This is a genomic window from Blochmannia endosymbiont of Camponotus quercicola (genome assembly GCF_059935335.1).
The window spans coordinates 119,164-134,272 of sequence record NZ_CP011794.1; the positions used below are offsets into that span (position 1 = coordinate 119,164).

Genomic DNA, 15,109 nt, shown 5'->3' on the forward strand with positions numbered 1-15,109 from the left:
CTTGGAGATGTTTTTAAATTTATGACGTTAGTTGCAAGTAACCGTGTTTTAGATTTTTCTGATGTTCAAATTATGGGAATTTTGAACGTTACTCCTGATTCTTTTTTTGATGGAGGAAACTATTGTATTCTTTCTAAAGCAATTGATCATGTGTTTAATATGATTACTTATGGCGCTACTTTAATTGATGTCGGTGGAGAATCAACACGACCTGGAGCCGATATCATCAGTGATGAAGAAGAAGCGGATCGTGTTATACCTGTAGTGCGCGCTATAGCACAGCGTTTTGATACTTTTATTTCAATAAATACATCATCAGCATTAATAATACGTGAGAGTGCAGCCATTGGAGCGCATATGATTAATGATGTACGCTCTCTTACTACTGCAGGAGCGATTCAAGCTGCGTTGTATTGTAAACTACCGGTATGTTTGATGCACATGCAAGGAGAGCCTAAGACAATGCAAAATTGTCCTAATTATTTTAATGTTGTAACTGAAGTAAATGAGTATTTTATTAAACAAATTGCTCGTTTGGAATCGGAGGGTATTAACAGAAATAGGTTATTACTTGATCCTGGTTTTGGTTTTGGAAAGAATTTAGCACATAATTATCAATTATTAGCTAATTTGAAATATTTTCATCATTTTGGGTTACCTTTATTAGTAGGTATATCGCGTAAATCTATGCTTAGTATTAGTTGTAATCAATGTGGTCCTAAACAGAGGTTAATAGGTAGTGTTGCTTGTGCAGTGATTGCAGCCATGCAAGGTATGCAAATTATTCGTGTACATGATGTTAAGGAAACAGCAGAAGCATTAAAAGTAGTGCGAATTATGTTGCAACAACAACAAATCAAGGAATAAAACTGATATGAAGCACCTGAAGCACCGCAAATACTTCGGTACTGATGGTATTAGAGGCAGAGTGGGAAGTGAGCCAATTACTCCAGATTTTATTCTGAGGCTTGGTTGGGCTGCAGGAAAAGTGTTAAGTCGTATTAGCGGCGGCAAGTCTAACCACATCCTTATCGGAAAGGATACTCGTATTTCTGGATATATGTTAGAATCAGCATTGGAGTCGGGATTGGCTGCTGCAGGTCTATCTGCAGCATTAACCGGTCCCATGCCTACTCCAGCGATCGCATATTTAACTCGTGCTTTCAGAGCTGAAGCTGGCATTGTAATTTCTGCTTCGCATAATCCTTTTTATGATAATGGTATTAAGTTTTTTTCTATTAAGGGCGCAAAATTAGATTATGCAGTAGAGCGTTCTATAGAAATAGAATTAGATAAATGTTTAACATGCGTTGAACCGAAAGACTTAGGGAAGGCTAGCCGTATAGTTGATGCAGCTGGTCGTTATATAGAATTTTGTAAAGGAACTTTTCCTGCTCATCTTAGTTTAAAAAAATTGAAAATAATTGTAGATTGTGCTAATGGTGCCACTTACCATATTGCTCCGAGTGTATTTCGTGAGTTGGGAGCTAATGTGGTTACAATTGCGTGCCGCCCAAATGGAGTAAACATTAATCAAGAATGTGGTACTACAGATATTCGGCAATTGCGTACTCATGTTTTAGAAAAAAAAGCAGATTTAGGCATTGCTTATGACGGGGATGGCGATAGGGTAATTATGGTGGATCATTTTGGAAATAAAGTAGATGGCGATCAAATGCTGTATATTATTGCCAGAGAAAAATTGTATCGTAGGCAATTAAAAGGAGGTATAGTAGGAACTCACATGAGCAATATGGGGCTTGTATCGGCATTAAAGCAGTTAAACATTCCTTTCGTACGTTCTAATGTTGGTGATCGTTGTGTTCTTGCAATGTTAAAAAAAAGGGGTTGGTATATTGGGGGCGAGAATTCTGGTCATATTGTATTGTTAGATAAAACTACTACAGGAGATGGTATTATTGTTGCTCTTCAAATATTATCCGCAATGGTAAATAATTGCGTAAGTTTGTATGAATTATGTAATGATATGTATCTATTACCTCAAATTTTAGTTAATGTATATTATTCTGGTATTAAGAACCCTTTAGAATCTGATTTGGTTCAAAAAGAAACTAAAGCGGTGGAACAAGAGTTATCTGAACAAGGGCGTGTATTATTACGTCAGTCTGGTACTGAACCGTATATCCGCATTATGGTAGAAGGAAAATGCTATGATAAAATATTATATTTAGCTAATAGGATTGCTTCTATAATAAGATCAGAAATAAAATCAATACAACAATAATTAAGTTTACATATTACATATGTATATCATGCAATTGTAATATTGGTAAGTTATGTAATTAATTTCATACATAAAATTTTAGCTTAATATTAATAGATGTAGATACTATATAATTAGAAATAATATGTACTTATATAAGGATGATATAATTTTATGTATCAATTTTTTTTAGTTACATTTTTGATTATAGCAGTAGCTTTAATCACGTTGATTATGTTACAGCAAAATAAAGGTAATGATTCAGGAGGAATGTTTAGTAGTCGTTCTTTAGGAGATATGCTAGGTTCAGGAGGTATTAATGATGGTGTAACGTGCCTGATAGTAATTTTAGCTATATTATTTTTCTTGTTTAGTTTATTGCTGGGCAATATGAATAGCAAACAAAATCAAAAGTATATTGGAAGCAAGATGCAAAATAGTCAGTTCCAAAAAAAATAAAGAAAATTATATGAAAATTTTTCAGATAGTGTTGTTTAACAATATATTGACTAATTATGTACTTCGTTTGTATATGATAAAACGGTATATGTAACTAGTGATCAATCATAAAATAATCATAGTGTGACTGACTATACACATCAATAACCGAGGTGGTGGAACAGGTAGACACGCTACTTTGAGGTGGTAGTTCTCTTATTTGAGATTACGGGTTCAAATCCCGTCCTCGGTAATTGTTCATGATATAAATAATTTGCTTTTTTAGAGTCACATGGTGTACACTTATTATTTTAATATAGGCGCGGGGTGGAGCAGTATGGTAGCTCGTCGGGCTCATAACCCGAAGGTCGTTGGTTCAAATCCGACCCCCGCAACCACATTAAGTAAGTGTTTTATTTATACTTAAGTTAATAATCGGTGTTTATGTATTAATTGAGTTCTATATTTTAATATCATCATAATAAAAAGTTGAATGAGATTAAAAACGTATGGTACCAATTATTAAATTAGTTATGGTGGGCGTTACTGTCTATTTAAAGAATCTTAATAAATTTATTCTAAACATTAGGATTTAATGTTTAGAATAAATTTACCAAATGAGTAGATCATTGATTGTTTTGTGAAATTTTCTCAAGGTTTATGAATTTCGTAATATCGAATAAAATTCTGTTATATATTATAAGGTTGTCTGGCATGAATAGGACGATAAATTGGTTTGTATAAATTGTTCACAGTTTTTTGTAATTGTGAATAAATAAGTACAGTAATTTTTTATTTTTAATACGCATGAGTCATGGCTCGTTTCTTAAAATTTTATTTAAATAACAATAATATATACATAGCTATTAAAAATGGCATTTTGAGACAACTGGGATGAATAAAGAGATTCTAGCTGTTATAGAAGCGGTTTCTAACGAAAAAGCTGTACCTCAAGAAAAAATTTTTGAGGCGTTAGAAACAGCATTATCTGCTGCTACAAGAAAAAAATATGAACAAGATATTGAAGTGCGTGTTGTAATTGATCGAAAATCAGGTCGGATTAACACATTTCGTAGGTGGGTTGTAGTGGAACAAGTAACTCGACCTACTAAGGAAATTACATTAGATGCTGCTAGGCTTGAGAATCCAAAAGTTAAAATTTGTGATTATGTTGAAGATGTTATTGAATCTATTACTTTTGATCGTATTACAACTCAAACTGCAAAACAGGTTATCGTGCAAAAGGTACGTGAAGCGGAACGTGCAATTATTATAGAACAGTTTTTAAGTCGCCAAGGCGATATTGTTACGGGTATAGTAAAGAAAATTAGTAGAGGTAGTATAAATATAGATCTAGGAAATAATGCTGAAGGAATTATTCATAGGGAAGAGATGTTGCCGCGTGAAAATTTTAGATTGGGAGATAGGATTCGAGGTATTCTGTATTTAGTGCGACCAGATTTTAAAGGTCCTCAATTACTTATAAGTCGTACGAGGACTGAAATGTTGATTGAATTATTTCGTATTGAAGTACCTGAAATTGGAGAAGAATTGATTACGATCAAAGCTGCAGCTCGGGATCCTGGTTCACGAGCTAAAATTGCTGTTAAAACAAATGATAAGCGTATTGATCCAGTGGGAGCGTGCGTGGGTATGCGAGGAGCACGTGTTCAGGCTATTTCTAGTGAATTAGGAGGGGAACGTGTAGATGTTGTATTATGGGATGATAATCCTGTGCAATTTGTTATTAATGCCATGTCTCCTGCTGATGTTGCGTCTATTGTGATAGATGAAGATAAACATACAATGGATATTTCAGTAGAGGAATCTAACTTAGCTCAAGCTATTGGAAGAAATGGACAAAATATTCGTCTAGTGTCTCAATTAAGTGGTTGGGAATTAAATGTTATGACTGTAGATGAGTTGGAAAAAAAGCGTCAGGTTGAAATATCTGCTGTTACTAATGTTTTTATGCATACTTTAAATATCAGTGAACAATCTGCTAAAATTTTAATTGATTCAGGATTTTCTTCGATTGAAGAATTGGCTTATGTGCCTATAACAGAATTGTTCTCAATAACAGAATTTGATGAAAAAACAGTAGAAATGATTAGGGATAGCGCAAAGAATGCTTTAAGAAATTTTTCTGTATCTCATAATAAAAAAAATATTAAGGACAATAATCATGTTTCTGTTGTTCATCCTATTACAGAATTATTGAGATTGTCTAATATTGAATATGAGTTAGCGTTAAAATTAGTCGAACGTGGTATTTCTACGTTAGAAGATTTAGCTGAACAAGATATTGCAGGTCTTTCCGATATTGAGGGATTGAATGAAGAAAAAACTGGAGAATTAATTATGGAAGCGCGTAATATTTGTTGGTTTGATAGTAATAACGCCCATTAATATTATTATTGTAGTAATGATTAAGGAAAGCCATGATAGATATAGATACAACTATACAAATACGGTCGTTTGCTATGGAAATGAAAATGCCAGTAGATCAATTAATACAATGGTTTTCATATCTTGGCATTTTTAAAACAGAAACAGATGTTGTAACTCAAAGAGATAAAGAAATTTTATTGCAGCATATGCATTATAATAAAAGCGGTGTATCGAACAAATTAACATTACGAAGAAAAACACGTAGTACTTTAAGTATATCTAGCATCGGAGGTAAAAATAAACAAGTACAAATAGAAATACGCAAGAAACTTACGTATATACAATCTACTTCACAGGAGGCAGAGCTTATTGATGTAAATAGTAAAGTAATGTCTGATGTTCATCATCAAATTTCTGATTTAACTATAAAGAATAGATTAGTAAATGAAAAAATAGATAATACTGTAAACCCATCATCATTAGCACAAACTGCTAAAAAAAATAATCGTTACTCTGAAGTAACGGGATACAAGGAAAAAATAATAGAAAAAGTGTGTCGTAATAAAGTTGCAGGAAAACATTTACAAGCGTCAGGTGAAACACAATCGCTGCTTAAAAACAGATCTGAAGATTGTTGGAACATTGAATCACATATAAATCTAGTTCGTTCTAATTTAGAAGAAGATAATCGCAGTAATAGTAAATTGTGTTCTATACCTGCTCCTGCGTCGGTAGAAAAACACAATAATCAAAAATTGGAAAATGAACGACGAAATCGTTCTCGAGTACGCGCACGATATAGAAGTGGTGGAAAATTAACTAAACCACATAAAAGAAGTAATAATCATCATCGTTTATATGGTGCAGTCATGCCTGATGAGTTCGGCAGAGAAGAAGAATTGTATACTCCAAATCGCATAAACAAAAGTAGACGTAAACAAAGTGCATTGCTACAAGTTTTTAACAAACCTGTTCAAACAATTACTCGTGATATTATTATTGGAGAAACTATAAGTGTAGCTGAGTTAGCTAATAAGATGTCAATAAAAAGCTCGCATGTTATTAAAGTGATGATGCAATTAGGCATTATGGCAACTATTAATCAAATTGTTGATCAGGATATCGCTCAATTGGTAGTAGAAGAAATGGGGCATAATGTTATTTTACGTCGTGAAAATGAACTAGAAGAATTGATTATGAATGATCGTAATATTAATATGACGAGTTGTGGCTCGCTTGAAAAGCGAGCACCAATAGTTACTATTATGGGTCATGTAGATCACGGAAAAACTTCTCTTCTTGATCGTATTCGTTCAACTAAAATAGCATCTGCTGAAGTAGGAGGTATTACTCAAAGTATAGGCGCATATCATGTACGTATTAATAATGGTATGATTACTTTTCTTGACACTCCAGGACATGCCGCATTTACTGCCATGCGTTCTCGTGGAGTTCAGCTAACGGATATTGTAGTATTAGTAGTAGCTGCTGATGATGGGGTTATGCCACAAACTGTTGAAGCAATCCAGCATATTAAGGCTGCTAATGTTCCTGTGGTGGTAGCGATAAATAAAATCGATAAATCAGAAGCTAATCCCGATCGAATAAAAAATGATCTTAATAACCATGGTCTTATTCCAGAAGAGTGGGGTGGTGATACACAATTTATAAATGTTTCTGCTGTCTCAGGATATGGAATAGATGATTTACTAGATGCTATTTTATTACAATCGGAAATATTGGAATTGAAAGCAGTGCGTCATGGAATGGCAAGCGCTATAGTTATTGAATCTTTTTTAGATAAAGGACGTGGTCCTGTAGTTGCTGTTTTGGTGCGCGAAGGCACATTAAAATGTGGTGATATAATTTTATGCGGGACAGAATACGGACGTGTGCGTGCTATGCGTAATGAATTTGGTTGTGAGATTACTTCAGCTGGACCATCAATTCCGGTTGAATTATTGGGTTTATCAGGATCACCTGATTCTGGAGAGATTGTAGTTGTGGTTCGCAATGAAAAAAAAGCTCGAGAGGTAGCTCTGTATCGGCAAGGAAAATCTCGTGAAATAAAATTGGCTCGTCAAAAAGAAGAACCTAACGTAAAAAATATATTTGATAATATTAAGAATATTAATATGATTCCTGAGTTCAATCTAATTGTCAAATCTGATACACAAGGTTCTTCTGAAGCTATTCGTGAATCTTTAGAAAATTTATCAACTGGAGATGTAACAATAAAAATTTTGTCTTCGTCTATTGGTGGTATTACTGAAACTGATGTTGCATTGGCAGCAGCTTCTAATGCGGTTATTTTAGGATTTAATGTTAGAGCAGATATTTCTGCACGGCGTATAATTGAGTTAGATCAGTTAGATGTGCGTTATTACTCAGTAATTTACGATTTGATAAATGAAGTAAAACAAGCGATACATGGTATGTCCATACCACAATATAAACATGAAATTATTGGTTTAGCAGAAGTAAGAAATGTATTTAGTTCGCCAAAATATGGAAACGTTGCTGGTTGTATAGTTATTGAGGGGATGATAAAACGTCATAAGAAGATTCGGGTCATACGAGATAATGTAGTCATTTATACAGGAGAATTAGAGTCATTGCGTCGTTTTAAAGACGATGTCCATGAAGTACAAAATGGAGTAGAATGCGGCATTGGTATAAAAAATTATAATGATATTCGTTCTGGAGATATGATTGAAGTATTTGAGGTGATAAAAATCTCTCATGTATGATCTTAAATTGATTAAGTGTGATTTATTATTGAATAAATTTAATTAGGATTTTTTTATATTTACGCTATGGGTATGTGTTTATTTCTGAATAAGGTGAAAAAATGTATTTTCAAGACAGCTATCGTACTCAGCGTATTTCTCAGGAAATACACAAAAAAATTTCTGTTATCTTACAACATAAGATAGATGATGTAAGAATAGGTATCCCTACTATTTCAGAAGTTCAGGTGTCTAAAGATTTAAAAAACGCTAATATTTTCGTTACTTTTATTGATAAAGATAATCCGGAGGAAATCGATGCGGCCATTATGATATTACAACGTGCCTCACGGTTTATTCGTTTTTTATTGGCTAATGCTACGTGTTTACGTGTAGTACCTGTGTTATTGTTTAAGTATGATTCTTCATTTATAAAAAGCGTAAAAGTATGTAGTTTAATTGCTACTACAGAAAAAATTGTGATAGAACAATTAAATTAAATTTTAATGCATTAGAGTTCTTAGTGAATCGACATAAGAAAGTGATAAATAGAGATATTAGCGGTATTTTATTATTAGACAAACCTAAGGGAATATCTTCTAGTTCATTATTGAATAAGATCAAAAAATTGTTTAGTGCTAATAAAATAGGGCATACTGGCACTTTAGATCCGTTGGCAACGGGAATGCTTCCTATTTGTTTCGGAAAAGCAACCAAGTTTGCTAAATATTTATTACATTCCGATAAACGATATAGAGTGATTGCTCAATTAGGAATAAGTACTGATACTTTTGATTCAGATGGGGCAATTATTCGTGTATCATCCGTACAGTTAAATGATGATAAATTAGAGCAATGTTTAGAATCTTTTAGGGGAGTAAAAAATCAGATTCCTCCTATGTTTTCATCATTAAAATACCGAGGATTACCTTTATATAAATATGCGAGAAAAGGGATATATATTCCCAGGAAACCCAGGATGGTTCATATATATAGCTTGAATCTTCTAAAAAAAGCAGAAAATATTATTGAATTAGATGTTCATTGTTCTACAGGAACTTATATTCGTAGTATGATAAATGATATTGGGAAGTGTTTAGGTTGTGGAGCGCATGTTACAGCATTGCGTCGTTTGTCAGTAGGACAATATATTTCCTCTTCTATGATAAATTTGACGACTCTGGAATCTATTTTTTATAATGATTCTTTTAATGATTTAGAAGCATTTTATAAATTAGATGCATTATTGATACCCATGAACAAAGTTGTCTTGAAGTTTACTAAGACATTCAATAAAAAATGTTGAAATTATTGTATATATTATCAGCTTCATAAAGAATATGAAATGAAACACGTGTTGATTGGTTGTAAATGAAATTACTGAATGTATAATATTATTGTACATGTTATTGGTTGTGCCTTTAATTATTATAAAAGGTGTTGTAAATTGCTAGTAAATATAGAAGGATGAAATAAAAAATTGAATATTATATTGACTGCAATTTGATTTAGATTAAGTTTTAAATATAATTTATCTTTAAATTAAACATAAATTTTTTAAATAAAAAGGTGTTTTACATGTCTTGGAGTCTTGAAAAAAAAATAGAAATAATTTCTACATTTGGTCGTGATGTCAAGGATACTGGTTCAACCGAAGTGCAGGTTGCTTTACTAACTGAACGCATTGATTATCTGAAATGTCATTTTTTAAAACATAAAAAAGATCATCATAGTCGCCGCGGGTTACTTAAAATGGTCGCCCATCGTCGAAAATTATTGAAATATTTAAAAGAAAACAACGTGTTACGTTATACTAATTTAATAAAGAATTTAGGGTTACGTCGCTAATATAAATCTGTGGTTAGATGAAAATATTTTAGCACATCTTTCTTTATCAGGGGTATTCTTGAACGTTGAGTATAAGTTAAAAAAGAGGTTTTTAATTTTATACTTAAGATCATAATATTTATTTTTATGGTTCGTAAATTTAAAAAATATAAAAAGGTATAGTGAAGAACATTTATTAGTTAATCGTTATGACTTATTAAATACATCAAAAAATTATATATTAAACATAAAAAGGATATTATTTTGTTAAATCCGATTATTCATAGATTCAAATATGGACCGCATACTGTAATTTTAGATATTGGCACCGTAGCTCGTCAAGCAAATGCTGCAGTTATAGCGAGCATGTGTGACACTACAGTTCTGGTGACAGTAGTTAGTTCTAATCAAGTAAAATTAGAACAAGATTTTTTTCCTCTTATTGTATATTATCAAGAACGTACGTATGCTGCTGGAAAATTTCCAGGAGGTTTTTTTCGTCGAGAAGGCCGTCCAAGTGAAAGCGAAATATTAACTTCTCGTCTGATTGATCGTTCTATTCGTCCGTTATTTCCCAAAGGATTTATTAATGACGTACAAGTGGTTGCTACAGTGGTATCAGTTAATCCAGAAGTACATCCGGATATTGTAGCAATAATAGGAGTGTCTGCTGCATTGAGTTTATCTGATGTTCCATTTTTTGGGCCAATTGGAGCCGCTAGAGTTGGTTATATTAAGAATAAATACGTATTAAATCCAACAACGACAGAGTTATCTAATAGTAAGTTAAATCTGGTTATTTCAGGTACTGAATCTAATATTTCTATGGTGGAATCAGAATCATGTTTGTTAAGTGAAAAAGAAATATTAAATGCTATTGTATTTGGACATGAACAACAACAAACAGTAATTCATAATATTAATAAATTAGTTACACAATCAGGAAAAATTAAGTGTTCTTGGAAAGAAAAAGAAGTAGACGTATCTTTAAAAACGTATTTATCTGGATTATATGAGACTCGTATTCAAGATGTATATTGCTGTTTCGATAAACAGGAACGTCATGATCAAGTTGATAGTATTAAGCAAGATATAGTAAAAATTGCTCTAAATGACTATAGTAACACTACTATAGACGAAAAAGAAATAATACGTCTTTTAAATTACTTAGAAATTCAATCAGTTCGTTATCGTATTTTAAATAATAAATTACGTGTTGATGGACGTTCAAAAGATACAATTAGGAAAATAGATATAAAAACAGGTATATTACCACGTACCCATGGATCAGCATTATTTACTAGAGGTGATACTCAGGCGTTGGTCACCGTTACGCTTGGGACGGAACGTGATGCACAGAACATTGATGGATTGATTGGAGCTCGTATTGATAGATTTTTATTACATTATAATTTTCCACCATATTGTGTAGGTGAAATAGGTATCATAGGTGCTCCAAAAAGAAGAGAGATAGGACATGGACGTTTAGCAAAACGTGGTATGTTAGCGGTTATACCTCATGCTAATGAGTTTCCTTATACAATACGCGTAGTATCAGAAATTACTGAATCTAATGGATCGTCTTCTATGGCATCTATTTGTGGAGCATCTTTGGCATTAATGGATGCTGGAGTACCGATTAAAGCAGCAGTTGCTGGCGTTGCTATGGGATTAATTAAGGAAGGCAACGATTTCGTAGTATTATCTGACATTGTCAGCGATGAGGATCATATTGGAGATATGGATTTTAAAATATCTGGTAGTCGTCAAGGTATAACGGCGTTGCAAATGGATATTAAAACAGATGGTATTACTTATGACATTATCAGTATTGCATTAAAACAAGCAAAGCATGCTCTATTTCAAATATTAGATATTATGGAACAGGTTATTAGATTCCCTAGAAAGGAAATTTCTAAATTTGCTCCAAGGATATATAGCATTAAAGTTAATCCAGATAAAATTAAAGATGTTATAGGAAAAGGAGGATCGGTTATTCGTTCATTGACTGAAGAAACTAATACTATTATTGATATTTCAGATGACGGTACTATAAAAATAGTTTCTTTAGATTATGATAAAGCAAAACAAGCTATTCGTAGAATTAATGATATTACTGCAAATGTTGAACTAGGAGCTATTTATACTGGTAAAGTTACTCATATCGTTGAATTCGGAGCATTTGTTAGTTTCCTCTCTGGAAAAGAAGGATTAGTCCATATCTCCCAGATTTCTGAAAGAAGAATAAGTAAAGTGGCTGATTACTTGAAATTAGGACAAGAAGTTTTAGTAAAAGTGTTGGAAATAGATCGTCAGGGACGAATTCGTTTGAGTATGAGAGGAATAAACGCATCATGACAGATATATAGATAGCATCTATACTATATTTTAACACGATGGTGCTTATTTGATATATATATATATATATATATATTTGTGTATGTATGATGTATATAGTTTATACGTTTTATGTAGATTGACTATTATTTTATATTCTTAAGATTTGGCAGTGAAATTTGTAGTAATTTAATTGTGTTCTAATCTGTATGATATAAATAAAGAAATATATAGGTAGCTATTTATATACACTTATTTTTATAAAATAGAATTTATATCATTATTATAAGTAGTGTCGCTCAAATGATCTAGAACACAGCAAAGTAGAGTATACTACAAAATAAAAGTAAGTATTAGATACACTAAGGAAAAACAAGTAAATTAATTGACGGTGCATCATCATGCATACGTTATTATGTAGTTAATATTTAATACGCTCAAGAATTAATATTTTTCTCCTTTATAACGGTGGCATTTATATTTGTATCAATGCAAAGTTATGATAATACTGGTAAATTTTTTTTCGTTGTAGTTATTATATAGTGCATGATATATATGAAGGCAACATTGTTGTTGTATGAATCTTCATTCATGAGTACGTGTATTTTTATGTTAAAGAAATACTATTTCTAAAAAAAAGGGTTTTGATATTAAACTTATATAGTTATTATTTATTAAAAATGAGGTAATTACAGATGTTAGAAACCGCAAACTCTTTTGTGGATTTAGGATTAAATTATCATATAATTAATGTCTTACGTGATATTGGATATGAAAAACCTTTACCTATTCAAATTCAATGTATTCCGTATTTATTAGCTGGACGTGATGTATTAGGAATGGCGCATACAGGTAGTGGAAAAACTGCGGCGTTTGTTTTACCGTTGTTACATAATGTTGATATTAACAGTTCTTTTTCTCAGGGTTTGATTGTAACGCCTACTCGAGAGTTGGCGATTCAAATTGGGAGAGTATGTTCTAATTTTGCAAGATATATGCAAAAAATAAACGTTGTTACCTTATATGGAGGACAAAGTTATGATATTCAATTGAGCGCTTTAAATAAAAGACCTCATATTATAGTAAGTACCCCGGGCAGATTAATAGATCATTTAAATCGTGGTACCGCTGATTTGTCTCGATTAAAAACCTTAGTAATAGATGAAGCTGATGAGATGTTACGTATGGGATTTATTGAAGATGTGGAACGTATTATTAAAAGTATCCCAATTAAACATCAAACAGCATTATTTTCTGCTACTTTACCTATGGGTATTCGCCGTATAAGTTATCGATTTATGAATAACCCAAAGGAAGTATATATTCATTCTAATACCAATATGTGTGCTGATATTAGACAAAGTTATTGGTTAGTACATGGAATAGCTAAACATGAAGCGTTAATGCGTTTTTTAGAAACAGAAGATTTTGATGCGGCCATTGTTTTTGTTCGTACTAAATATGCAACATTAGAAATTTCTGAAATATTAGAGAAATTTGGTTATAATAGTGCAGCTTTGAACGGAGATATGCATCAAAAAGTACGACACCAGACGTTAGATCGATTAAGACATGGGAAATTAGATATTCTTATAGCTACTGATGTTGCTGCTCGTGGATTGGATGTCCATCGTATTAGTTTAGTAATAAATTATGATATACCAATAAATTCTGATGCTTATATACATCGTATAGGCAGGACTGGTAGAGCAGGCCGCATTGGCAAATCACTGTTGTTTGTAGAGCGTAAGGAATATCGTTTGTTACGTAATATTGAACATAAAATCAACTTAAATATTCCAGAGGTTCGGCATCCTACTCCTAAAACTTTGCTTGCTTGTCGTTTAGCTAAATTTACTAATAAAGTAGAACATCGATTGAGTATCGATAATGATTTGGATACATATCGATCTTTATTAACTCAGATAAAACCTAGAGAAGATTTAACAACAGAAAATTTAGCAGCTGTTTTATTGAAAATAGCACAAGGGAATCGTCCATTGGTATTACCCCCAGATCCAGTTACTAAAAGTAAATCAACTTGTAAGATACGTATAAATAGTGTCCGTCAAAATTATTGTCGTATTAAAGTTGTCAAGACTAGATCACAATCTAAAATTTCTGATAATATGGATATTTATCGCATATCAGTAGGCCGTAATGATGGAGTTAAAATACGTCATATCATTAAGTTGCTTTCGAATAAAATTGACAATATCCGTTTCCATGAAATAGGTAATATTCGATTATTTTCTTCTCACGCTATTATTGAGTTATCTAAAGAGTTACCTAGTAATAAAATATTAACGCAGTTGTCTCGTACATGTATTTTAAATAAACCAATAAATATGAAGTTTTTAGGCAATATGTATTCATACAATGATATAAATTATCATAAACGTTTGTCAAAAATACATATGAATCAGATAAAAGAACAACATTCTAAATAGATTATTGTTTAATATATGCACAAATATTGTGTTAAAACAATTTTTTTGTGTTCAGTTGCTTTAATGATAACATAATATGTTGAATGTGGATGAGCATACGTATTAATAATAGAAATAAAGAATATAATCTTGTTTTTCAGGAATTAGGTATTATATTTTGGAAGTTGCGATATCCTGTGTTTTTAGATAACCAAAATCCCATTAAGTTATGGCCGTTTCTGCGTCTATTATTAATATCGTCGGATTTTCCGTTATCATTAGATGATCCTTTTGTTAAAGATGTGATACATGCCATGCGGTTTAATATTAGAGAAGTATGTGCATTAACTATTAATCAAATTAAAACCCTAATTATTCCAGAAGAATTTTCTTGTTATTGTTGGTGGGTTGGGACTGCAGTATTAAGTGATTTTCATGGTATATCTTTAAGTACACCATCATTACCGATATTAAAATCTAATATTAATGCCAAGTGTGATTTATGGCGACAAATTAGTTGCATTAGGTTTAATGCTTAAATCATTTAGTAAATATTGTGTCAGTAGAAAAACAGAGGGTACAATAATATACATAGTCATATATAAATATCAATTGACTTATAATGTATCGGTACATAAACAAAATTTGTATCGCAGATACTGTTCTGTTAAATTATTTTAATTTTTAACGATAATTGTTAAACTAAAAAGCATTTATAATATAAATGAAAGGGT

Annotated in this window: 11 protein-coding genes and 2 tRNA genes; all 13 read left to right on the top strand. The window is 31.8% G+C overall.

Translation table 11 applies throughout. The features are described from left to right. Nucleotides 1–21 precede the first annotated feature (21 nt). The 13 genes from folP (at nt 22) to CBquer539_RS00565 (ending at nt 14,914) form a co-directional block, all read left to right on the top strand. Nucleotides 22–867 carry a dihydropteroate synthase gene (gene folP / locus CBquer539_RS00505; RefSeq protein ID WP_500836517.1) on the top strand — a complete coding sequence of 282 codons (846 nt, stop codon included), beginning with the start codon at nt 22–24 and terminating at the stop codon, nt 865–867. A gap of 16 nt (nt 868–883) precedes the next feature. Continuing rightward, nucleotides 884–2,245: a phosphoglucosamine mutase gene (gene glmM, locus CBquer539_RS00510; RefSeq protein WP_500836730.1), complete on the top strand. Its 1,362-nt coding sequence runs from the start codon at nt 884–886 to the stop codon at nt 2,243–2,245. A gap of 153 nt (nt 2,246–2,398) precedes the next feature. After that, complete coding sequence (gene secG, locus CBquer539_RS00515) at nt 2,399–2,683, top strand: preprotein translocase subunit SecG (RefSeq protein WP_500836518.1); 285 nt, start codon at nt 2,399–2,401, stop codon at nt 2,681–2,683. Between the two features lie 146 nt (nt 2,684–2,829). Continuing rightward, nucleotides 2,830–2,915 (top strand) — tRNA-Leu (locus tag CBquer539_RS00520). 68 nt (nt 2,916–2,983) lie between these two features. Then, nucleotides 2,984–3,060, top strand: a tRNA-Met gene (locus tag CBquer539_RS00525). Between the two features lie 496 nt (nt 3,061–3,556). Further along, complete coding sequence (nusA, locus tag CBquer539_RS00530) at nt 3,557–5,071, top strand: transcription termination factor NusA (protein ID WP_500836519.1); 1,515 nt, start codon at nt 3,557–3,559, stop codon at nt 5,069–5,071. A gap of 32 nt (nt 5,072–5,103) precedes the next feature. After that, on the top strand, nt 5,104–7,803 hold the full coding sequence (gene infB, locus CBquer539_RS00535) for a translation initiation factor IF-2 (RefSeq protein WP_500836520.1): 2,700 nt from the start codon (nt 5,104–5,106) through the stop codon (nt 7,801–7,803). 101 nt (nt 7,804–7,904) lie between these two features. Next, the gene (rbfA, locus tag CBquer539_RS00540; protein ID WP_500836521.1) at nt 7,905–8,282 is read left to right on the top strand and encodes a 30S ribosome-binding factor RbfA; all 378 of its coding nucleotides are present in this window, start codon (nt 7,905–7,907) and stop codon (nt 8,280–8,282) included. Nucleotides 8,283–8,305: 23 nt separating this feature from the next. Then, nucleotides 8,306–9,088, top strand: a complete 783-nt coding sequence (gene truB, locus CBquer539_RS00545) for a tRNA pseudouridine(55) synthase TruB (RefSeq protein WP_500836522.1) — start codon at nt 8,306–8,308, stop codon at nt 9,086–9,088. Nucleotides 9,089–9,360: 272 nt separating this feature from the next. Beyond that, on the top strand, nt 9,361–9,630 hold the full coding sequence (gene rpsO / locus CBquer539_RS00550) for a 30S ribosomal protein S15 (RefSeq protein ID WP_500836523.1): 270 nt from the start codon (nt 9,361–9,363) through the stop codon (nt 9,628–9,630). A gap of 243 nt (nt 9,631–9,873) precedes the next feature. Further along, nucleotides 9,874–11,967 carry a polyribonucleotide nucleotidyltransferase gene (pnp, locus tag CBquer539_RS00555; RefSeq protein WP_500836524.1) on the top strand — a complete coding sequence of 698 codons (2,094 nt, stop codon included), beginning with the start codon at nt 9,874–9,876 and terminating at the stop codon, nt 11,965–11,967. A gap of 674 nt (nt 11,968–12,641) precedes the next feature. Beyond that, nucleotides 12,642–14,396, top strand: coding sequence for a DEAD/DEAH box helicase (locus CBquer539_RS00560; protein WP_500836525.1), 1,755 nt, complete (start codon nt 12,642–12,644; stop codon nt 14,394–14,396). Between the two features lie 89 nt (nt 14,397–14,485). Further along, entirely contained in the window at nt 14,486–14,914 is a 429-nt protein-coding gene (locus CBquer539_RS00565; RefSeq protein WP_500836526.1) for a DNA polymerase III subunit psi, read from the top strand. Nucleotides 14,915–15,109 lie beyond the last annotated feature (195 nt).